This window comes from Pseudomonas guariconensis, from assembly GCF_040822035.1.
GTDB classification, from domain to species: Bacteria; Pseudomonadota; Gammaproteobacteria; order Pseudomonadales; family Pseudomonadaceae; genus Aquipseudomonas; species Aquipseudomonas guariconensis.
Window position 1 is genome coordinate 2,111,750 of sequence record NZ_CP162012.1, and the last position, 21,309, is coordinate 2,133,058.

Annotated in this window: 18 protein-coding genes; 11 read left to right on the plus strand and 7 right to left on the minus strand. The window is 66.5% G+C overall.

Annotated features, from left to right (window positions below; genetic code table 11):
* Positions 1-6: 6 nt before the first annotated feature.
* Together AB1N67_RS09730 and AB1N67_RS09735 are read right to left on the minus strand one after the other, a co-directional pair.
* On the minus strand, positions 7-1,389 hold the full coding sequence (locus tag AB1N67_RS09730) for a DUF1329 domain-containing protein (protein ID WP_367863753.1): 1,383 nt from the start codon (positions 1,387-1,389) through the stop codon (positions 7-9).
* Between the two features lie 24 nt (positions 1,390-1,413).
* A complete protein-coding gene (locus tag AB1N67_RS09735; protein WP_102082467.1) occupies positions 1,414-2,991 on the minus strand; it encodes a DUF1302 domain-containing protein in 1,578 nt (525 codons plus the stop codon).
* 257 nt (positions 2,992-3,248) lie between these two features.
* Between AB1N67_RS09735 and AB1N67_RS09740 the strand changes: the two genes are divergently transcribed.
* Positions 3,249-4,982: an FAD-dependent oxidoreductase gene (locus AB1N67_RS09740; RefSeq protein WP_367863754.1), complete on the plus strand. Its 1,734-nt coding sequence runs from the start codon at positions 3,249-3,251 to the stop codon at positions 4,980-4,982.
* Positions 4,983-4,984: 2 nt separating this feature from the next.
* Positions 4,985-5,863, plus strand: coding sequence for an SDR family NAD(P)-dependent oxidoreductase (locus tag AB1N67_RS09745; RefSeq protein ID WP_090345687.1), 879 nt, complete (start codon positions 4,985-4,987; stop codon positions 5,861-5,863).
* A 123-nt stretch (positions 5,864-5,986) separates the two neighbouring features.
* Here AB1N67_RS09745 and AB1N67_RS09750 read toward each other — a convergent pair whose 3' ends face one another.
* From AB1N67_RS09750 to AB1N67_RS09770, 5 genes are all read right to left on the minus strand, one after another.
* Positions 5,987-7,570, minus strand: a complete 1,584-nt coding sequence (locus AB1N67_RS09750) for a FadD3 family acyl-CoA ligase (protein WP_182818638.1) — start codon at positions 7,568-7,570, stop codon at positions 5,987-5,989.
* A gap of 67 nt (positions 7,571-7,637) precedes the next feature.
* Positions 7,638-8,384 (minus strand): SDR family NAD(P)-dependent oxidoreductase, encoded by a 747-nt coding sequence (locus tag AB1N67_RS09755; RefSeq protein WP_043215143.1) that lies wholly within the window; start codon positions 8,382-8,384, stop codon positions 7,638-7,640.
* Between the two features lie 148 nt (positions 8,385-8,532).
* Positions 8,533-9,624: a ferredoxin--NADP reductase gene (locus AB1N67_RS09760; protein WP_090345806.1), complete on the minus strand. Its 1,092-nt coding sequence runs from the start codon at positions 9,622-9,624 to the stop codon at positions 8,533-8,535.
* 1 nt (position 9,625) lies between these two features.
* Positions 9,626-11,323 carry an FAD-binding protein gene (locus AB1N67_RS09765; RefSeq protein ID WP_367863755.1) on the minus strand — a complete coding sequence of 566 codons (1,698 nt, stop codon included), beginning with the start codon at positions 11,321-11,323 and terminating at the stop codon, positions 9,626-9,628.
* A gap of 9 nt (positions 11,324-11,332) precedes the next feature.
* Positions 11,333-11,851 (minus strand): flavin reductase family protein, encoded by a 519-nt coding sequence (locus AB1N67_RS09770; protein ID WP_043214641.1) that lies wholly within the window; start codon positions 11,849-11,851, stop codon positions 11,333-11,335.
* A 211-nt stretch (positions 11,852-12,062) separates the two neighbouring features.
* Here AB1N67_RS09770 and AB1N67_RS09775 point away from each other — a divergent pair, with 211 nt between their 5' ends.
* The 9 genes from AB1N67_RS09775 to AB1N67_RS09815 all read left to right on the plus strand — a co-directional run bounded on the left by AB1N67_RS09775 (position 12,063) and on the right by AB1N67_RS09815 (position 21,304).
* Entirely contained in the window at positions 12,063-13,244 is a 1,182-nt protein-coding gene (locus AB1N67_RS09775; RefSeq protein WP_043214643.1) for an acyl-CoA dehydrogenase family protein, read from the plus strand.
* A gap of 123 nt (positions 13,245-13,367) precedes the next feature.
* Complete coding sequence (locus AB1N67_RS09780; protein ID WP_043214646.1) at positions 13,368-14,492, plus strand: LLM class flavin-dependent oxidoreductase; 1,125 nt, start codon at positions 13,368-13,370, stop codon at positions 14,490-14,492.
* 281 nt (positions 14,493-14,773) lie between these two features.
* On the plus strand, positions 14,774-15,670 hold the full coding sequence (locus AB1N67_RS09785; RefSeq protein ID WP_197853665.1) for a VOC family protein: 897 nt from the start codon (positions 14,774-14,776) through the stop codon (positions 15,668-15,670).
* Between the two features lie 11 nt (positions 15,671-15,681).
* Positions 15,682-16,563 carry a CoA transferase subunit A gene (locus tag AB1N67_RS09790; RefSeq protein WP_367863756.1) on the plus strand — a complete coding sequence of 294 codons (882 nt, stop codon included), beginning with the start codon at positions 15,682-15,684 and terminating at the stop codon, positions 16,561-16,563.
* A 12-nt stretch (positions 16,564-16,575) separates the two neighbouring features.
* Positions 16,576-17,379, plus strand: a complete 804-nt coding sequence (locus AB1N67_RS09795; RefSeq protein WP_090345702.1) for a CoA-transferase subunit beta — start codon at positions 16,576-16,578, stop codon at positions 17,377-17,379.
* A gap of 38 nt (positions 17,380-17,417) precedes the next feature.
* Positions 17,418-18,290: an enoyl-CoA hydratase gene (locus AB1N67_RS09800; RefSeq protein WP_182818645.1), complete on the plus strand. Its 873-nt coding sequence runs from the start codon at positions 17,418-17,420 to the stop codon at positions 18,288-18,290.
* 2 nt (positions 18,291-18,292) lie between these two features.
* A complete protein-coding gene (locus AB1N67_RS09805) occupies positions 18,293-19,360 on the plus strand; it encodes a nitronate monooxygenase family protein (RefSeq protein WP_043214655.1) in 1,068 nt (355 codons plus the stop codon).
* Between the two features lie 12 nt (positions 19,361-19,372).
* Positions 19,373-20,128 carry an enoyl-CoA hydratase family protein gene (locus tag AB1N67_RS09810; protein WP_043214657.1) on the plus strand — a complete coding sequence of 252 codons (756 nt, stop codon included), beginning with the start codon at positions 19,373-19,375 and terminating at the stop codon, positions 20,126-20,128.
* A gap of 9 nt (positions 20,129-20,137) precedes the next feature.
* Positions 20,138-21,304, plus strand: coding sequence for an acyl-CoA dehydrogenase family protein (locus tag AB1N67_RS09815; RefSeq protein ID WP_043214659.1), 1,167 nt, complete (start codon positions 20,138-20,140; stop codon positions 21,302-21,304).
* The last annotated feature ends 5 nt before the right edge of the window (positions 21,305-21,309 follow it).

Sequence of the window (21,309 nt, forward strand, 5' to 3'; positions counted from 1 at the left end):
CGCTGCTTAGCGGGTGCCGAGCTTGCGCAGGTTGCCTGGCGTGAATTCGTCAGCGCCGAAGTTGCTGGCGTTGAGCTTGGCCGGGGTCTGGCCGTCGAGCAGGCGGTCGACCATGTAGGACCCGGCGATCAGGTCGTGGTACAGGCCCAGACGGGCATGGAAGCGCTGGATGTCATAGGCATACACCGAGGTCTGCATGTTGGTGCGCCACAGCTGGCCACGGGCATCGTAGTTGTCGGCCAGGATGGCAGCCCAGCTGTCCTCGTCGATGTAGAAGGTACGCTTGGCATAGATGTGACGCGCGCTCGGTTTGAGGGTGGCCTGCAAGACCCAGACGCGATGCTTCTCGTAGCGCATCAGGTCAGGGTTGATGTGACCGGCGGCGTTGATGATATCGGCCTGGCTGACTTGCGGGCTGTCGATCTTGTAGTTGTTGTACGGGATGTAGATCTCTTTCTTGCCGACGATCTTCCAGTCGTAACGGTCGGTGGCACCGTTGAACAGGCGGTCCTCGTCGTACACGCGGAAACCACCGGCACCGGTCGGGGAGTCATAGCCCACGGTCGGCGCACGGCGCACGCGGCGCTGGCCAGGGGTGTACTGCCAGGCCTGGCGCGGCTGGGCGGCGGCGTTGATGAACTCGTGACCGACGACGATCTCACCTTTCTTGCGCACAGGCTCCAGGGTGGTGAGCAGGAAGTCGGTGAACACACCGTTGGTGCTTTGCGCATTCTGCTTGGGGTCGGACCACAGCGAGTAGATCTTGTAGTTGACCTTCTCCAGCACGCGGTTGTTATCGGCGTAGACCACCACCTGGTTGTAGTTGGCCTCCTCGGTGATCGCACGGGCCTGCATGGTGTGGTTGAGAATCAGCTCGTTGCCGTTCTTCGGCACCGGGAACGGCGAGGCACCGAAGGCGTCCAGGGCGTCGTTGCCGTCGCTGCTGAGCTTGGCGCTGGCGGCGTTGCGGCTGATGGCCGCCTCGGTGTCCGGATCGACGCGAAAATCCCGGTGGCTGGGGTAGACCGGCATCTTGAAAGTGTCGGGATAACGCTTGAACAACGCTTTCTGGCCGTCAGAGAGGTTGGCCGCGTACTGGTCCACGTTCTGCGCGGTGATGACGAACAGCGGCTTTTCGTCGGCATAGGGATCCGGGTAGGGGGTGCCGGGGCCGGCGAATTTCACCTGGGGCGGTGCGCCGCGCCATTTGCCGGTCCAGGCCGGGATGCTGCCGTCGGCGTTGCCGGCGCGCTCGGCGCCCATGGGCGTCAGGTCCTTGCCCAGGGATGCGGCACTGGTGCCGCTGACGTTGGCCTGCAGGGCCAGGCTGCTGCCGAGCAGGGCGACGGCGAGGGTGGTGCGTATCCAGGGATGCTTGAGATTGGACATGTCGATGATCCTCCGTCGGGGGCTTCAGAACCGGTATTTGAAGTTGAGGGCAACGTTGTCGCGGTCGGCCCAGGGCGAGTTGTTGGCATTGCCCAGGTAGGCGCTGTAGAGGGCCTCGACAGTGAAGTTGCCGAGGTAGCGCCAGGTGGTACCGATGCTGGCGCGGTCGTCGCCTTGGCCGTAGTTGATCGAGCCGGTCAGGGCGCTGTCGTGCTGGGCGGCGGTGCTGAAGTTGATCGGCACCGACATGTCCCAGCCACTGAACACGTCGTTGTAGTCGAAGTTGACTTGCACCGTGTAACCCCAGGCATCGCGATCGCCGACCAGCGAGTCGGTGCCCGGCAGCGAGAAGCCAGGGGCCAGGGTCAGCGGGTCGGACTTGTCGTTGTTGAGCACGGTGTTGTAGACCAGCTCACCGGTCAGGGTGGTGTTATCGGAGAAGGCATTGGGGCCGAACACGTGGATGGCCGACACCTGGGCCTGCAAGGTCTCGGCGCGTACCGCGCTGGAGAAACCGTTGTCGACCATCACCGGTTGGCCGTCGCGGTAGCTGACTTCGCCGGCCAGGCTGGTATCGCCGAGCACGGTGGCGAAGCTTGCGCCGTACAGGTCGATGTTGTCGAAGTAGCGCGCACGGTAGAAGCCCAGGTCACTCTGGAAGTCCAGCGTCGGGGTCTTGTCGTGGTAGCGCACGTAGTACAGGCCGAACTCGGTGTTGTTCAGCGACGCTGCGCTGTAGCGCAGGGCCAGGCCGTACTGGCCGCTGTCGCTGGGCTCGTCGTCGGGCAGGCGCTTGACGAAGCCGCTGGCGTCGCTGTAGCCGCCACGGTCGATGAAGTCGGTGGTGGAGAAGTAGCTGCCGACGCCGAACAACTGTGTCTTTTCCCACTTGTACTGGTAGTAGGCTTCCACATCCAGGTCGTCGGTCAGGCTGAACTGGCCGAACACCTGGCCGACCGGCAGCAGCACTTCCTTCACCTCGACGCCGGGGGTGGTCGCCTTGGTGGCATCCACCGGGCTCTGGGCGCCCGAGACGCCTGGGTAGAACAGGCTTTCACCCCAGCTCACCACTTGGTCGCCCACGCGCAGGTTGAGGTTGTGCCCGGCCATGTCCCAGGTGCCGTAGGCATAGGCATCGAGCAGGCGCAGGTCGTCGCGGTGCTGGTCGACGGTGTCCTTGGGGAACTGGTTCGGTTTGCTGCACACACCGCTGGCGAAGCAGTTGGAGGTACCGGTGTCGTTGTCGTTGCTCTGGTCGTAGGCCTTGTCGTAGAAGCCCGAGGCGCGCATGAACAGGCCGTAGTTTTCCTGCCAGCGCAGGTTGGCTTCGGTGAGGAAACCCACCCGGTCGGTGATCAGGCTACCGCGGTCGAAGGCGTTGTCGCCGTCGTTGCCGTCGGCGTTGTTCACCAGCTTGTGGTCACGCTTCTCGGTACGCCAGGCAAGGCTGTAGGACAACGTCGTGTCCCAATCAATGCTCAGGTCATCGCTGGGCTGGAAGGTCAAGGCACTGGCCTGCTGGCCGAGGCCCCCGGCCAGCAGCAACAGGGACAGACGCACGTACGTGTTAAGGGGTTGGGGGGCGATTGTTGTTTTTATCATTGTCGTCCTCATGCGCGGGCATGCCTGCCCGACCGACGTTCCGGTTTTGGGAGGTGAAGCAGGGCCGACTATGGGACCGGACCCTTGGACCAACATCGTCCAAGTGGACTACGCGCAATCGGTGGTGACCCGCTAGTCCCATCGGACGATGTCCGGTCATGCACCGCGCCAGACAATCGAGCGAGCCCTTGGCCCAGGCCGCGTTCTTCCTTTTCCGGCGCGGGCTTTGGAGGCGTCTGCCCCGAGGAGGTGCGTGCATGATCAGGTGGGACGAATGTTGCGATGTACTGGTGATCGGTTCGGGTGCGGGCGGCCTGACCGCCGCGTTGCGAGCCCATGACCTGGGGCTCGATACCCTGGTGATCGAGAAGAGCGAGCAGTACGGCGGCACCTCGGCGGTGTCCGGCGGGGGGATCTGGATCCCCGACAACCACCGCGTGGCCGCGCTGGGTGGGGCGGACTCGGCCGCCGAGGCGGTGGCGTACCTCAAGGCCGTGACGCAAGGCGAGGTCGACGACGGGCGCATCGAGGCTTACGTCGAGCATGCCCGGTCCATGGTCCAGTATCTGGAGCGCGACACCCGCGTGCGCTTCGAAGCCCAGGCCCACTACACCGACTACTACCCCGAAGTGCCGGGCGGCAAGCCCGGCTACCGTTCCATGGACCCGTTGCCGTTCGACGCCGCGCAGCTGGGTGATGAATTCCTGCGGATGCGCGCACCATCCCCCGGTACGTTGATGATGGGGCGCATGGCCATGACCATGAAGGAAGCGCGGGTCTTGCTGTGCCGAGGCAAAGGCTGGATGGGCCTGACCGCCAAGGTGCTGTGGCGCTACTGGCGCGACCGCAAGGGCCGCAGGCTGTCGCGCCGCGACCGCTACCTGACCCTGGGCAACGCCTTGGTGGGCGCCTTGCGCTGCTCGTTGCTCGACCGAGGCGTGCCACTGTGGCTCGATTGCCGGCTCGATCAGTTGTTGATCGTCGGCGAGCGCATCGGCGGCGCCCGAGTGCTGCGCGACGGGCAATGGCTGAACATCAAGGCCCGGCAAGGGGTGATCATCGCCGCCGGCGGTTTCGAGCGGAACCAGGCGATGCGCGAGCAGTATCACCCGCAACCGTCCAATGCCGGTTGGAGCGCCACACCGCCGCACAACACCGGTGATGGCATTCGCGCGGCCTTGGCCGTTGGCGCACGCACGGCCCTGATGGAACACAGCTGGTGGGCGCCGACCGTGCAGGTGGCGGGCGAGGAGAAGCAGCGCGCGCTGTTCGTCGAGCGCAACCTGCCTGGCTGCATCCTGGTCAACTCGGCCGGTGAGCGCTTCGTCAACGAAGGTGCGCCCTACAGCGACATTGTCTACGCCATGTACGCGAACAACCGCGAAGGCGCCACCAGCGTGCCGTGCTGGATGGTCTTCGACGCCCAGTTCCGGCGCAAGTACCCCTGTGGCCCGTTGCTGCCCGGCTATGCCCAGCCGGACTGGCGATTGCCGGCGCATCTGCGCCAGGTGCCGCACAAGGCCGATGACCTGGGCACGCTGGCGGCGCAGATCGGCGTCGATGCCACCGGCCTGGGCCGCACTGTACAGCGCTTCAACGCCATGGCCGCCCAGGGCCGCGACGACGATTTCGGCAAGGGCGAGTCGCTGTTCGACCGCTACTACGGCGACCCCGGCGTGCAGCCCAACCCATGCCTTGCACCGCTGACCAAGGGGCCGTTCTACGCCGTGCGGGTGGATGCCGGCGACATCGGCACCAAGGGCGGTTTGCTCACCAATACGCACGCCCAGGTGCTGCACCAGGATGGCGGGCCGATCCTGGGGCTGTACGCCATCGGCAACAGCGCCGCTTCGATGATGGGCCGCACCTATCCCGGCGCCGGTGCCACCCTTGGCCCGGCCATGACCTTCGGTTACCTGGCGGCCAACCATATCCATGCCCATAGCGAACACAACCAGGGTCAACCGACCCTGGCCACCACTGGGAGGTAAGCATGCACAACGAAAGGCCACAGGTAGCGTTGGTCACAGGCGCCAGCCGCGGTGTCGGGCGCGGTATTGCCCAGGCACTGGGTGAGGCGGGCATGACCGTGTACGTCACAGGGCGGATGGCCGGGCAGGGCGGCTCGACGCTCTATGGCCAGGCCCTGGAGGGTGACCTGCAGGGCACGGCCGATGCCATCGACGCGGCGGGCGGACGGGGTATCGCCGTGGCCTGTGACCATGGCGACGATGAGCAGGTGCGGGCGCTGTTCGAACGCATCGAGCGCGAATGCGGCCAGCTGGATCTGCTGGTCAACAACGTTGCCCATATCCATGACCAGCTGATCGAGCCGGGCCCGTTCTGGGAAAAACCGCTGTCGCTGGTGCGCATCCTCGACGTCGGCTTGCGCTCGGCCTATGTCGCCAGCTATCACGCGGCCCCTTTGCTACTGCGCAGCGGGCGTGCGTTGGTGTGCTTCACCTCGTCCTTCGGGGCCGGTTGCTACATGCACGGGCCGGCGTATGGCGCGCAGAAGGCCGGTTGCGACAAGTTCGCGGCGGACATGGCCATCGACTTCGAAGGCCGTGGCGTGGCGGCGGTCTCGCTGTGGCTCGGGCCGCAGCTGACCGAACGCACGCGCATTGCCGGGGAGCAGCATGGTGAGCAGTACCGTGCGTTCCTGGAGAACGCCGAGACGCCGCAGTTCAACGGGCGCCTGATCCATGCCTTGCTCAATGACCCGCAATTGGCCGACTACAGCGGCCAAACCCTCATCAGCGCCGAGGTCGCCCCACGCTACGGCATCACCGAAGCTGACGGCCGCCAGCCTCCGTCGCACCGCGCCATGTTGGGCGAGCCCCGCCAGCAGCATCCCGCGCGGGTCATCTGAATCCCGGGGCCGCGTTGCGGCCCATCGCAGGCTCCGCCAGCGCAACCGAATCTCGCCCTGCTGAGCAGCACGGTAGCTGTGGGCGTCAGCGGAGCGATGGGGCGCAACGCGCCCCCGTGGTTCTCAAACAGGCTCCGCGACCCAAGCGCGCAACACCTGCTTGGCCACCTTGCCGGTGGCATTGAGCGGCATGTTGTCCAGCACCTGGACCCGCCGTGGCACCTTGTAATTGGCCATCTGAACCCGGCACCAGGCCAAGAACGCTGCTTCGTCGATCCGCTGCCCCGGCACCGGCAGCAGGAAGGCCATGGCGACCTCGCCCAGACGCTCGTCGGCAATGCCGATCACCGCCGCCTGGGCCACACCGGGATAACGCACCAGAGTCTGTTCGATCTCCGCCGGGTACACGTTGAAACCACCGGTGATGAACATGTCCTTCAAGCGATCGGTAATGCGCAGATAGCCCTCGTCATCGAGCACCCCCACATCGCCGGTATGCAGCCAGCCCTGGGCGTCGATCGTCTCGTCGGTGGCCCTCGGATCGTCCAGGTAGCCGCGCATCAGGTTGTAGCCGCGCACCAGCACCTCGCCCGGCTGATTGGCCGGCACCGGCTGGCCTTGGGGATCGACGCAGCGCACCTCGACATCAGGCATCGCCCGGCCACAGGTGGTGGCGACCCGCTCGGCGCTGTCGCCGGCCCGGCAGATAGTGACGAAGCCACAGGCCTCGGTCAGGCCGTAGGCGGTGACGATGGTGGCAAAGCCCAGCTCGCTGGCCATGCGCCGGATCATCTGCACCGGGATCGACGCCGCGCCCGTCACGGCAATGCGCAGGCTGCCCAGGTCATACGCCTGGCGCTCGGGGTGGGCCAGCAATGACTGGTACAACGTGGGCGGCCCGGGCAGCACGTTGATGCGCTCGCGCTGGATACATTCAAGCAGCGCCTGGGTGTCGAACACCTGCTGCGGCAGCAGGGTGCAGCCGCGCATCAGCGCTGCGACCCAGCCGGCCTTGTAGCCAAAGGAATGGAAGAACGGGTTGACGATCAGGTAGCGATCGCCCGCCTGCAGACCGACGATTGCGCTCCAGTCACGCACCACGCGCAGGTTCTGGCCATGGCAGCTCATCACGCCCTTGGGCTTGCCCGAGGTGCCGGAAGTGAACAGCAGGTCCGACAAGGTGTCGGCCGTGACCTGTCGTTCGCGTTCGCTCAAACAGGCGTCGGGCACCTGCTCGGCGAGGGCGAGAAAGTCCTCCCAGGCCAGGCCTTGGCCGACATCGCCCTCAGGGCGCAGGTGGATCACCTGGCGCAGCGCGGGCAAGGTCTGGTCGGCCAACAGGGCAGGGTAGTCGGTGTCGAGAAAACGGCTGATGCAGAACAGCACACAGGTGCCGCTGTCGTGCAGCACCTGCGCGGCCTCGGCGCCTTTCATGCGGGTGTTCAGCGGCACCAGGGTGGCGCCGACGCTGTGCAGGGCGGCGGCCGCGACGATCCACTCCCAAAGGTTCGGAGCCCACACTGCCACCCGCGCCGCCACCGGCACGTCCAGGGCCAGCAAGGCACGCGCGGCCTGGCGGCGCAACTGGTCCAGGCGCTGGTAGCTGATGGGATCGCCGGCGTCTTCGATGGCCGGGCGCTCGCCGTAGGCCTCGGCGGCCAGGGCGAACAGTTGCGGGAAGGTCTGGGCGTTTTCCACGGACGGCATGTGGCCTCCTCAGGCAGAGGATCGATAGACGAAGGGAAAGGCCGGGCGCCAGGCCCGGCCGGGTCGGTCAGGCGCTGGGCGGGGCGAAGCGGCGGCCGGCGGAGAAACCACCGTCCACGGCGATCATCTGCCCGCTGACGAAGGACGCCTCGTCGCTGGCCAAAAACAGCGCGACATTGGCCACTTCTTCCGGCTGCCCGGGGCGGCTGAGCATGTGCTGCGAGGCGAAGAAATCATGGAACGCCTGGTTCTCGCGGACCATGCTGGTCATCGGCGTTTCGATCAGGCCTGGGCACAGGCCGTTGACGCGGATATTGGCGTAGCCATAGTCGATGGCCATGCTGCGGGTCAGCTGGTTGATGCCGCCCTTGGAGACGTTGTAGGCGACGTTGCCGTCGCAGCCCTGCAGGCCGAAGATCGAACCGATGTTGATGATCGAGCCGCTGCGCTGGGCCTGCATCTGCCCCAGCACATGCTTGCTGGTGAGCATGCTGCCGGTCAGGTTGATGTCCAGGACCCGCTGCCAGTCGGCGGTGCTGGCGCTGGTGACGCTGCCTTGGCTGGCGACGCCGGCGGCGTTGACCAACACATCGATATGGCCGAAACGCTGGACGACCTCGGCCATCACCTGCTGCACCTGGGTTTCGTCGCGGACATCCAGAGTCATGAACAGGCCCGGGAAGTCCGCTGGCGCCTGGCCGACATCCAGCCCGACCACCTGGGCGCCCTCGGCGCTGAAGCGACGCACGCAGGCCAGGCCAATGCCCGACGCGCCCCCGGTGACCACCGCGACCTTGTTTTGCAAACGAGCCATATTCGAACCTCTGTCTTTTATTGTTGTGAAGCTGCTGCTGTGGCGAGTCTACCTGTTGCGGGGGCGGGTGGGATCGTCTGTAGAGACTAGGGGGGACTGGCTTTTTCGCGGGTAAACCCGCGAATTGGCCAGGGCGACCTCGAAAGCCTTAGGCAGGAAACTTCAATCGCACCCGCGCGCCCTGCGGATGCCCCTGGCACGCCAAGGTCCACCCGGCCGCAAGCTCCGCCTGGCTGAGCACATCGTTGCGGGTCAGCTGCGACTGGCCTTCCTCGACGGTGCACATGCAGGCCCCGCAGAACCCTTCCTCGCACGAGTACGGCACATCCAGCCCCGCCGAACGACAGCTCTGCAGCAGGGTTTCGCCCGGGCGCGGCACGATCTGGTGGGTCACACCGTCCAGCTCCACCAGCAGCAGCTCGCAGCTGGTGCCGTCAAGTGGCACCGGGGCCTGTGCGGCGCCTTGGCTGTCCGGGTCGGGCGGCGAGACGAAACGCTCCACATGGATGCTGTCGCGTGCTTCGCCCAAGGCCAGCAGGGTGGTTTCCACGGTGTCCATGAACGGCCCTGGCCCGCAGATGAAGTAGTCCGCGCCACGCCAATGGCGCACCAGCTGGCGTACCTGGGCGGCATCGAGAAAGCCTTGCACCGAGTCCAGCACGTGCACCACCTGCAATTGCTCCGGGTGGGCCCGGGTGAGCAGGCGCAATTGATCGCGGAAGATCACCGACGCCTCGTCACGGTTGGCATACACCAGCAGCACCGGGCGCTGGCCGCTGTGCAGCACCGCCTTGAGCAAGGAGAACACCGGGGTGATGCCGGAGCCGCCGCCAAACAGCACCAAAGGCCGGCTGGCGTCGGCCGCCTGGCGCTGGTCGAGACAGAAGTGCCCGGCCGGCGGCAGCACGTCGAGCCAGTCGCCGGCCTGCACGTGCTGGTTCATCCAGTTCGACACTCGCCCGCCTTCGACGCGCTTGATGGTCACCTGGGGCTGTGCATCGGTCCACGGCGAGCTGGACATCGAGTAGCAACGGGTCAGGCGCTTGCCGTCCACGGTCACCCGAAAGCTCAGGAACTGCCCGGGTTTGTAGGCAAAGCGTTCGCGCAGTGCCTGCGGGACGTCGAACACCAGCGAGCGGGCATCGGCGGTCTCGTCGATCACCGCGCTCACCTGCAGGCGCAGCGTGCTGGCAGGCGCCGGGCTGGCCTGGGTCTGGTCTGGGGTGGCCTGGATGTTCATGTCAGCGGCCACGGGTCAGTTGCGCGTTGCATGGGTGTTCTCCTTCAGAGGCACGTTGGCTTGCGGCAAGCTCGGCCACATGGGCCGCGGCGCGCCGGCCAGAAAAGACACAATCGGCCAGGGACAGGCCCGAGACATACAGGTTCGACGCAACGCCCACGGCGCAGCGGCCGGCGCCGTACAGCCCGGCGATGGGGGCGCCTTGCTGGTCGAGCACCCGGCCGCTTTGCTCGCACACCCGCAGTCCGCCCAAGGTCAGGGTCGGGCAGGGGTAAAGGCGGCTGTCGTAGGACAGATCCAGGCAATACCAGGGGCCCTGGCCCAAGTCATGCAGCATCGGGGCGGACTTGCCCAGCGGGTCGGTGGTCTCGCCACGGGCCGCCAGGTTGTAGGTCTCCACGCTGCGGCGCAGGGTGTCGGCGGGCAACCGGCAGCGGTCGGCCAACTGCTCCAGCGTGTTGCCTCGGCGGCAGTTGAACAGCAGGTTGAGCAGCACCGGCAAACGCTGGAACGACCACACCTTGCCTGGCCCGACCTGCGCCAGGGCCTGGTTGCGCAAGGTGCGGTCGAGGATCAAAAGTGCACGGCCGTCGTGTTCCTCGACCATGGCATGGCCCAGGGTGGCGCCGTAGAGTTCTTCGTTGCAGTAGCGCTCGCCCCGGGCGTTGACGATCAATCCGCGCGCCCAAGCCAGCGGTGGATTGATGAAGCGCCAGGCGCTGACTTTGTTCATGCGCCCAAGGCTGGCGCCCACGCTACGCCCCAAGTCGATGCCGCTGCCGTCACAGCCGCTGCTGCCCAGGGGCAGGCCATCGAGGTAGCGCGGCGCATACTCGCCCAACAGCTGGCGGTTGAACACGAAACCGCCGCTGGCCAGCACTACACCATGATCGGCGCGGACCCGCACCGGCCGGGCATAGCGTTGCTCGAGGCGCTGCATGCGCGCCCGCAGCCTGGCGGACAACGCCGGCACGTACATGTGCACGGCGGCGGCCCAGCGCGCCAGTCGCGCATGGCTGCGTGCCGCGCGGCTGCCGGCGGGCAATTGCCAGGCTTCAACGCCGATCACCTGGTTGTCACGGTCGATCACCAAACGCCGCACCTGGCACTGGGTGCGCACCTGCACGCCACGGCGCCGGGCGCTGTCGGCCAGGGCACGGAACAGCGCCGAACCGGACATGCCTGTGCCTTTGGTGCGGTGCCCGCGGGGCGCGGCGGCGGCATCAACGGCATAGGCTGGCACCGCCTCGTTGCCCGAGTAATAGAGGTAGTAGCGGTCGCTGGGATAGGAAGTCTTGTGTGGGGCCATGCTGCCCTCGAACACCGCGCCCTGGCGCTCCAGCCAGGCCAGTTGCTCCCGGCTGCCTTCGCAAAAAGTGCGCAGGGTCTGTTCGCTGACCGCATCGCCTACCTCCTTGCGCAAGTAGTTGAACATCGCCTCGCTGCTGTCCGGGTAGCCCGCTTGCAATTGCTGGGGCGTACCGCCGCCGGCATAGACCACGCCACCGCTCAGGGCCGTGGCGCCGCCGCCGGCGAAGCGCTCCAGTACCAACACCGAAAGGCCGCGACTGGCGGCCTCGATGGCGGCACTGGCACCGGCGCCGCCGAAGCCGACCACCACCAGGTCGGCGCGCTGCTGCCAGTGCAGTTGCTCGGCGTTGTCGACGCGCAGCGGTGCTGTCACCGCGTGCTTCGCCATGGCCGCGCCTCAGCCGACACTGGCCGCGAGGGGCGCAGGCTTGGCAGTGGTGGTGTAGTGGCCGTCCAGGTACACCAGCGGGGTGATGGTCGGGGTGGTGTGGATGCGCAGGATGCGACCGATGAAGACCGTGTGGGTGCCGTAGGCGAACTGGCCATCCTGGCGGCAGAGGATCGATGACTGGGCGTCGGCCAGGTACGGGATGCCTTCGTCGCTGGTCAGCCACTCACCTTGGCCGAAGCGCGCCTCGCCCTTGATGCTGCCGCTGCACAGGTGTGCCAGGTGCTGCTGCTCCAGGCCCAGGATGTTCACGCAGAAGCTGGCACCGGCGGCCAGCGCGGCGTGAGGTGAGGCGCTCTGGTTGACGCAGATCAGCAGCGATGGCGGCTCGGTGCTCAGCGAATCCACCGCAGTGGCGGCCATGGCGAAGCGCTGGCTGCCGTCGCTGGTGCTGATGATGGTCACGGACTTGGCCAGGCGGCGCATGGCCTGGAGCATGTCGGCTTTCAAATTGTTGTTGTCGTTCATCGCACGCCCTCGGGTTGGCTGTCTCAGTGGGATGAATTCTTCCAACGACTGCAAGGGGCAACATCGTCCGAGGGGACTAGTCAATGCGCACCCCACATGGTCCGTTTGAGGGATGTCGCGCGCGATTGACCTTGTTGCAATGGCCACGGTGGAGGCCCAACGCCTCTCTCGCACGCTCCGGGGATCGGGGCGATCAGAGGAGAACAACAAGATGAATCAAGACCTCGTACGCCAACAGTTGCGCCAGCGCGCCCGTGAACTGGTGCCGGTGCTGCGTGAACGTGCCGAGCAGGCCGCGCAGATGGGCCGCCTGCCGGAACAGACCCTCGCTGACTTCCACGAGGCAGGCTTCTTCCGCATTCTCCAACCGGCCCGCTGGCAGGGCCTGGAGCTCGAACCCAAGGACTTCTTCGAGGTGCAGATGACCCTGGCCGAGGGGTGCATGTCGTCAGCCTGGGTGCTGGGCGTGGTGGCCATCCACAACTGGCAGCTGGCGCTGTTCGATGACCGCGCCGCGCAGGATGTCTGGGGGCAGGACACCTCCGTGCTGATCTCCTCGTCCTACATGCCGGTGGGCAAGGTCCAGCGGGTCGAAGGGGGCTTCCGTCTGAGTGGGCGTTGGGGGTTCTCTTCCGGCAGCAAGCATTGTCAGTGGGCGTTCCTTGGGGCCATGGTGCCGCCGGCTGAGCCGGGCGGCGCGCCGGACTACCGCACCTTCCTGGTGCCGCGCAGCGATTACCAGATCCTCGACAACTGGAACGTGATGGGCCTGGAGGCCACCGGCTCCCATGACGTGCTGGTCGAGGACGCCTTCGTGCCCGAGTACCGCACCCACCGCGCCGTCGATGGCTTCATGCAAGACAGCCCGGGCAATGCGGTCAACACCTCGCCGCTGTACCGCCTGCCGTTCGGGCAGATCTTCGTGCGCGCGGTGTCGTCCTCGGCGATCGGTGCGTTGCAGGGCGCGGTCGATCACTTCATCGCCCACAACAAGGCGCGGGTGGCGGTCAACGATGGCCGCAAGATGCTCCAGGACCCGGCCGCCCAGAGCGCCCTGGCCGACGCCATGGTCTGCGTCGATGAGTGCCGCACCGTGCTGCTGCGCAACTTCGAGGTGATGCTCGACCATGCCCGCGCCGGCACCGCGCTTGGGATGCAGGCGCGGGTGAAGATGCGCTACGACTCGGCCCTGGTGGCCGACCGCTGCGCCAAGGCGGCGGCACAGCTGATGTTCAACAGCGGTGCATCGACCATTTTCCGTGGCCACCCGATCAACCGTGCGTTCCGCGACATCCACACAGGGCGCGCCCACGTCGCCAACAGCCCGGCCAAGTACGCCTGGAACCTCGGCGGCGTGAGCATGGGCCAGGACACTACCGACTTCTTCCTCTGAACCGCCGGGCGCTCACCGAAACCGGCTAGTCCGTTTTAGGGATTCGAGCCCACCCGCGATGCCAGAGGATGTGACCAAGGCCGGCGCTGCCGGCCAACGTCAACAGAACAACAAGGAACGCACATGAAATTCTCGCTGATATACGAAGCCCAGACGATCGATGCCAGCCGCGAGGGTGACCGCAAGATCTTCGATGACACCGTCGAGCAGGCGGTGCTGGCCGACAAGCTGGGCTTCGACACCTTCTGGTGCGTGGAGCACACCGCGCTGACCAACTACTCGCACATGTCCGCGCCGGAAACCATGCTCGCCTTCGTGGCCGGCAAGACCGAGCGCATCGGCATCGGCCACGGCGTGGTGTGCCTGCCGCCGGCGATGAACCACCCGGTCAAGGTGGCCGAGCGCATCGCCACCCTGGACCTGCTGTCCAAAGGCCGTGTGCATTTTGGCGTGGGCAAGGGCGGCACCCAGCAGGAGGCCGGCACCTTCGGCTATGACCTGGCGACCCTGCAGCCGCAGATCGACGAGGCCATGTACCTGATCCCGAAAATGTTCGTGCAGGATGAGATCGAGCACCACGGCGACTTCGTCAAGATCCCCAAGCGCCCGATCCACCCCAAGCCTTACCAGGATCCGCACCCGCCGATGTACCTGGCCTGCACCAACACCGACTCGCTGAAAAACGCCGGCGGCCGTGGCATGGGCGCGCTGGTGCTGGGTTTCGGTGGGCCCGAGGAAATCGCCAAGAAGGTCGAGGTCTACCACCAGGCCTTCGACAACCGTGAGGCGCGCAATCAGGTGGGCTTCCGCCCGAACCGCCACATCGCTGCGCTGTGCCCGGCCATCGTGCTGGATGACAACGAAACCGCGCGCCGCATCGGTATTCGCGGCCAGCGTTACTTCATGGAGTCGCTGGGCTACTGGTACGGCGGCGGCGAGCGTCCGGATCCGCAGAAGTGGAAAGACGACACCTACGTCGATGGCAATGGCCAGGCGGTGATCAAGTCGCGCTTTGCCTCCGAGGAAGTGAGCGTGGACTTCTCCGACCCGACCATGGCGATGATGAACCCCAACCATGCCTACGGCACCGTCGAGGACTGCATTGGCTATGTGCAGCGTCTGATCGATGCCGGCGCCGACGAGATCCTGTTCATCTGCCAGATGGGCACCGTGCCGCAGTGGGCTCAGCTGGAGACCTTGCGCAACATCGGCGAGAAGGTCATCCCGCATTTTCGCAACAAGCAGTAAGCCCATCGGGGGGCTGCAACGCAGCCCCATTTGCGCAAGCGCGGGGTATGGCACCGGCCTTGCCGGTGTTCTCGGGTGAACTCGCTCCCTCAGGTTCTGTGCTGTTGGTGCGCATGGCGCCAAACCAGTGGGAGCGGGCTTGCCCGCGAAGCATTCGCCGCCGAGCAAGGCCGTTGCTCTGCCGGTATCACGCGGCCTGCGGGCCGGTAGTCCTATTGGACGATGCCGCCAACCCCCTGACTGGCTTGAATACGCCAAGTACAAAAACGAGGAGATCGTGCATGGATATCCGTGGCCTGGGTTACGTCACCGTACGTTCCAGCGACCTGGCGCAGTGGCGTCACTACGCATCCCAAGTGCTGGGCATGATGGTGGTCGAGGACGAGCGCGGCGAGCGTCTGTTCCTGAAGATGGACGAGCGCCCGTACCGCATCCTGGTGCAGCACAGCGCCCAGGATGGTTTCGGCGCCTGTGGCTGGGAAGTAGCCGGCCAGGCCGCCTTCGACCAGGCCGTGGCCGAGCTGCACGCTGCCGGCGTGGTGGTGGAGCAGGGCAGCGCTGAGCAAGCTGCGCTGCGCCAGGTCCAGGCGCTGGCGCTGTTCGCCGACCCTGATGGCAACCGCCACGAGCTGTACTGGGGCCCGCGCCAGGATTTCGCCCGCTTCGTCTCCCCGGTGGGCGTGCGCGGTTTCGTCAGCGACGGGCTGGGCATGGGCCATGTGGTCCTGCCGGCACCGACCTTCGACCGCTGCCGCGATTTCTACGAGCAGGTAATGGGCTTTGGCCTGTCGGACCTGATGAAAGTGCGCTTCACCCCGGACCCTGCCGAGCCGGAAAAACGCATTCACTTCATGCACTGCAACAACGGCCGTCACCACTCGCTGGCGATCTTCGAATGCCCGGTGCCTAGCGGTTGCGTGCACATGATGGTCGAGGTCGCGGGCCTGGAAGACGTGGGCCGCGCCCTGGACCGCATGCACGCCAACGGCGTGAAGCTCTCCGCGACCCTGGGCCAGCACACCAACGACCAGATGATCTCCTTCTACATGAAGACCCCGTCCGGTTTCGACCTGGAGTACGGCTGCGACGGCCTGGTGGTCGACTGGAGCCGGCACACCCCGTTCGAAAGCACGGTGGTCAGCCAGTGGGGCCACGACTTCAGCGTCGGCCGCCAATGAGGACAACACCCATGGATAAACAGATGACCACGGCCGAGATGGTCGCCCAGTTGCGCGACGGCATGACCCTCGGCATCGGCGGCTGGGGCCCGCGCCGCAAGCCCATGGCGTTGGTGCGCGAGATCCTGCGCTCGGACCTCAAGGACCTGACCATCGTCGCCTACGGCGGTGTTGACGTCGGCCTGCTGTGCGCTGCCGGCAAGGTGAAGAAACTGGTGTTCGCCTTTGTGTCCCTCGACTTCATCCCACTCGAGCCGTACTTTCGCAAGGCGCGCCAGGAAGGCGCCCTGGAAGTGATGGAGATCGACGAAGGCATGCTGCTGCTGGGCCTGCGTGCCGCCGCCATGAACGTGCCGTTCATCCCCACCGCGGTGGGCCTGGGCACCGACGTGTTGCGCCACAACCCCGAGATCAAGCTGATCGCCTCGCCCTACGCCGATGGCCGTGACTGGGTCGCGATGCCAGCGCTCAAGCTCGACGCCGCCCTGGTGCACGTGGACCGCGCCGATGCGCGCGGCGTGTGCCAGATCGCCGGCCCCGACCACTACATGGACGATCTGTTCGTGCGGGCTGCGGCGCGCACCTATGTCACTTGCGACGAGTGGGTCGACAGCGCGTGGTTCCACGCGGAGCCTGCGCGTGCGCACCAGGTGTTCTGGGAGCGCAACCTGACCACCGCCGTGGCCCACGTGCCCGGTGGCGCGCACCCCTCGTCCTGCGCGCCGCTGTATGGCTTCGACGTGCCGCACTTCAAGGCCTACGCCGCCTCGGCGCAGAGCGAAGAGGGCTGGCAGGCCTATGTCGATCAGTACGTGGCCTGTTCCCACTCCCAGTACCTGGAGCGTTGCGGGGGCCTTGAGGCCATCCGTCGATTGCCCCTGCCGGTTTTCTAAGCGAGGAACGTCATGACCACCGCAAGCACCTACAGCCTCGCCGAACTGATGATCTGCGCCGCCGCCCAAGCCTGGCGCGACGACGGCGAAGTCCTGGCCACCGGCATCGGCGTGATCCCACGCCTGGCGGCGTCCCTGAGCATGCTCGACAACAACCCACGACTGATGATGACCGACTCGGAGGCCTATATGGTCGCCGAGCCCGTGCCGGTCGGTGCGCGCAATGGCTACGTGCCCAAGCGCGACAGCTGGATGGGCTTCTCGCGCATCTTCGACAACGTCTGGAGCGGCAAGCGCCACGCCATGATCGGCCCGATCCAGGTCGACCGCTTCGGCCAGGCCAACATCTCCTGCATCGGCGGCGACTACCACAAGCCCAAGGCGCAGATGCTGGGCGTGCGGGGCCTGCCGGGCAACTCCATCAGCCATGCCAACTCGTTCTATGTGCCCAGCCACAACCGCCGGGTGTTCGTCGAAGGCGAGTGCGACGTGGTCGCCTCGGTGGGCTACAACCCCGCGCGCCTGGCCCGTGGCTGGTCGCTGGAAGACATCGACATCCGCCTGATCGTCACCGACCTGTGCGTGCTCGACTTCCTCGGGCCTGAGCACCAGGTGCGCGTGCGCTCTCTGCATCCTGGCGTGAGCCTGGACGAGGTGCGTGACAACACAGGCTTTGCCCTGCATGTGCCTGAGCACTGCCCGGTGACCACCGCGCCCACCGAGGCGCAGTTGCAGCTGATCCAGCGACTGGACCCGCATAACCTGCGCGCCAGCCAGCTCAAGGACAACCCACCGGGCCAGCGCTCCGCGCGCTGACAGCCCGTTCCAGCCAACCGCCTTGCCGGAGTGCAGTAATGAGCGAGCAAAACAATAAAGAGGCCGATGAGGTGGTGCTGTACGAAGTGCGGGACGCGGTAGCCCTGGTCACCATGAACCGCCCCGAGTACCACAACGCCCAGAACTCGCGGATGACCTATGCCCTGGATGCGGCCTTCGCCCGTGCGTGCGCCGATGACCAGGTCAAGGTCATCGTCCTGCGCGGGGCCGGCAAGCACTTCTCCGCCGGGCACGACATCGGCACCCCAGGGCGTGACGTCAACCAGAGCTTCGAGCGCGTGAGCCTGTGGTACGACCATGTCGACAAGCCTGGCGGCGAGTTCCTCTACGCCCGTGAGCAGGAGGTGTACCTGGGCATGTGCCGGCGCTGGCGCGAGATGCCCAAGCCGACCATCGCCATGGTCCAGGGCGCCTGCATCGCCGGCGGCCTGATGCTGGCCTGGGTGTGCGATTTGATCGTGGCCAGTGACGATGCGTACTTCCGCGATCCGGTGGTGCGCATGGGGATTCCGGGGGTGGAGTACTTCGCCCACGTGCATGAGCTCAATCCGCGTATCGCCAAGGAGTTTCTCTTCCTCGGCGCGCCGATGCCGGCGGCGCGTGCCTACCAGATGGGCATGCTCAACCGCGTGGTGCCCCGCGAGCAGCTGGAACAGGAAACCTTGGCCATGGCCGGGCAGATCGCCCAGATGCCGCGCCTGGGCCTGCAACTGAGCAAACAGGCGGTGAACAACGCCGAAGACCTGATGGGCAAGCGCTCGACCATGGACATGGTGTTCGGCCTGCACCACTTCGCCCATGCTCACAACGAGTTGGTGTCCGGCGATCGCCTGGGTGGCTACGACGCCAAGGCCATGGCCAGCTCCCAGCGCGAACCGGGGAGGGCGTGAGCATGGCCGTGTCGCTCGATACCCGCCTGACCGCCTTGCTCGGCTGCCGCTACCCGATCATCCAGACCGCCATGGGCTGGGTCGCCGACCCGCGCCTGGTGGCCGCCACCTGCAACGCCGGGGGCTTTGGCTTTCTGGCCGGGGCGACCATCGAACCTCGGCAGATGGAGGCAGCGATCCTCGAGACCAAACGCCTGACCGACCGTCCGTTCGGGGTCAACTTCCACATGTACCAGGCCAACGCCGAAGAGATCGTCGAGCTGGTGGTGCGCCACCAGGTGCGCGCGGTCAGCTACAGCCGCTCGCCAGGCAAGCAGATGATCGCCCGGCTCAAGGACGCCGGGGTGGTCTGCATGCCCACGGTGGGCGCGCTGAAGCACGCGCAGAAGGCCGTGGAGATGGGCGCCGACGTGGTGACCGTGCAGGGCGGCGAGGGCGGTGGCCACACCGGTGCGGTGCCCACGGCCATGCTGCTGGGCCAGGTGCTCGACGCGGTGCAGGTGCCGGTGGTGGCCGCAGGTGGTTTCAAGGATGGCCGCGGGTTGGTGTCGGCCCTGGCCCAGGGCGCCGATGGTATTGCCATGGGCACGCGTTTTCTGATGACCGCCGACAGCCCGGTGCCCCAGGCCACCCTGGCGCGCTACCTGGCGGTCAAGGACCCGGCGGCGGTGATCGTCAGCCGGGCCATCGATGGCTTGCCGCAACGCATGATCCGCAACGAGCTGCTCGATGAGCTGGAAACCAGCAGCGGCCTGCGTCGCTGGCTGCTGGCCGTGCGCAGTGGCCTGGCCTACCGCCGTCACACGGGCCTGGGCCTGGGGCAGTTGCTGGGCAGCGCCCTGAAGATGCGCCGCGACGGCGGCCTGAGCGCCGCCCAGAGCCTGATGGCGGCCAACGCGCCGATGGTCATCCAGAAAGCCATGGTCGAAGGTCTGCCCGCCGAAGGCGTGTTGCCGGCCGGGCAGGTGGCCGCAGGCATCGACAGCCTGCCGGGCTGCGCCGAATTGATAGAGCAGATCGTCCGGGACGCCGAGCAGCGCCTGGGCGCGCTGTGTCGCCGAATTTCGTGAGGGGGACTCCCAGTGCAACCATTCAACGTGAGCATCGATAACGGCGTTGCCGAGATGGTCTTCAACCATCCCCCGGTCAATGCCTTCAACAGCCAGGGCTGGGCCGACATCGCCAGCACCCTGCAGGCGCTGGGCGAGGACGCGCAGGTCAGGGCCATCGTCATCCGCGCCGAAGGCCGTGGCTTCTGCGCCGGGGTCGATATCAAGGAGCTGGCTGCTGACGGCAACCTGATCGTCGCGGTCAACAAGGGCAACTACGACACCTTCAAGGCCGTGCATCGCAACAAGGTGCCGGTGATCGTCGCCGTGCACGGTTTCGTCCTGGGCGGTGGCATTGGCATCTGCGGTGCCGCTGACATCGTCGTCGCGTCCGACTGCGCGCGCTTTGGCGTGCCCGAGGTGGACCGTGGCGCCATGGGCGGCGGTGCCCACCTGCAGCGGCTGTTCCCAGTGCAGAAGGTGCGCCACATGTACTTCACCGGCGAGATGATCGACGCCGCCGAGGCCTACCGCCTGGGCGCGCTGGAGCGGGTGGTGCCGCGCGAGCAGTTGCGCGAGACCGCGTTGGGCATCGCCGCATCCATCGCGGCCAAGAGCCCGGCGATGATCCGCCTGGCCAAGGAAGCGCTCACCGGCATCGAGGACGGCAACCTGGAAGACAAGTACCGCTGGGAGCAGGGCTTCACCCTCGAGGCCTACCGCACCCAGGACTCCCAGGAAGCCCGCGACTCGTTCGTCGAGAAGCGCCACGCGAACTTCAACGGCTGAGGGCAGACCATGGACCTTACCTACACCCCTGCCCAGCAGGCCTTTCGCGCCGAAGTGCGGGCCTGGCTCCAGGCCAATGTGCCGAGCCAACCGCTGCCTTCGTTCGACACCGAGGAAGGCTTTGCCGCCCACCGCGCCTGGGAAGCGCGCCTGAACGAAGGCCGCTGGGGCATGGTCACCTGGCCCACGCGCCTGGGCGGGCGCGGCTGCGACCTGATCGAATGGCTGATCTTCGAAGAAGAGTACTACCGGGCCGGTGCACCGGCGCGGGTCAACCAGAACGGCATCTTCCTGCTCGGCCCGACCCTGATGGAGTACGGCACCGAGGCGCAGAAGGCGCGCTTCCTGCCACGCATGGCCACCGGCCAGGACATCTGGGCCCAGGGTTGGTCGGAGCCGGGCGCAGGCTCGGACATGGCAGCGATCCGCTCGCGCGCCGAGCGTGACGGCGACCACTATGTGATCAATGGCCAGAAGACCTGGTCGACTCGGGCGGTATGGGCCGATTGGGTGTTCGGCATCTTCCGCACCGACCCGGGTTCCCAGCGTCACCACGGCCTGACGTTCATTCTGGTGCCGCTCAACAGCCCCGGCATCACCGTGCGGCCGATTGCGCAGCTCAACGGCTTGCCAGGCTTTGCCGAGATCTTCTTCGACGATGTGCGCGTGCCGGTGGAGAACGTACTCGGCGGGGAGGGCATGGGCTGGCACGTGGCAATGTCCACGGCGGGCTTCGAGCGTGGCTTGATGCTGCGCTCGCCGGCGCGCTTCCAGGAAACCGCCCGGCGCTTGGTGCAGCTGTACCAGGCCAACCGCGAACGCGCCGACCGGGACCCGGCCATCGGCGAGGCGGTGATGCGCGCCTGGCTGGATGCCGAGGCCTACACCCAGTCCACCTACATGACCGCCTCGCAGCTGGTCAAAGGCGGGCGCATCGGGCCGGAGTCCTCGACCAACAAGATCTTCTGGTCCGAGCTTGACCTGCGCATGCACGAAACGGCCATGAGCATCCTGGGCCTGCGCGGCGAGCTGCTGCCCGAGGCGCCGGCTGCTGGGGACGTCGGTCAATGGCTGGACGGCTTCCTGTTCGCCCAGGCCGGGCCCATCTACGCCGGCACCAACGAGATCCAGCGCAACATCATTGCCGAACGCATGCTCGGCATGCCGCGTGCCTGAGGAGC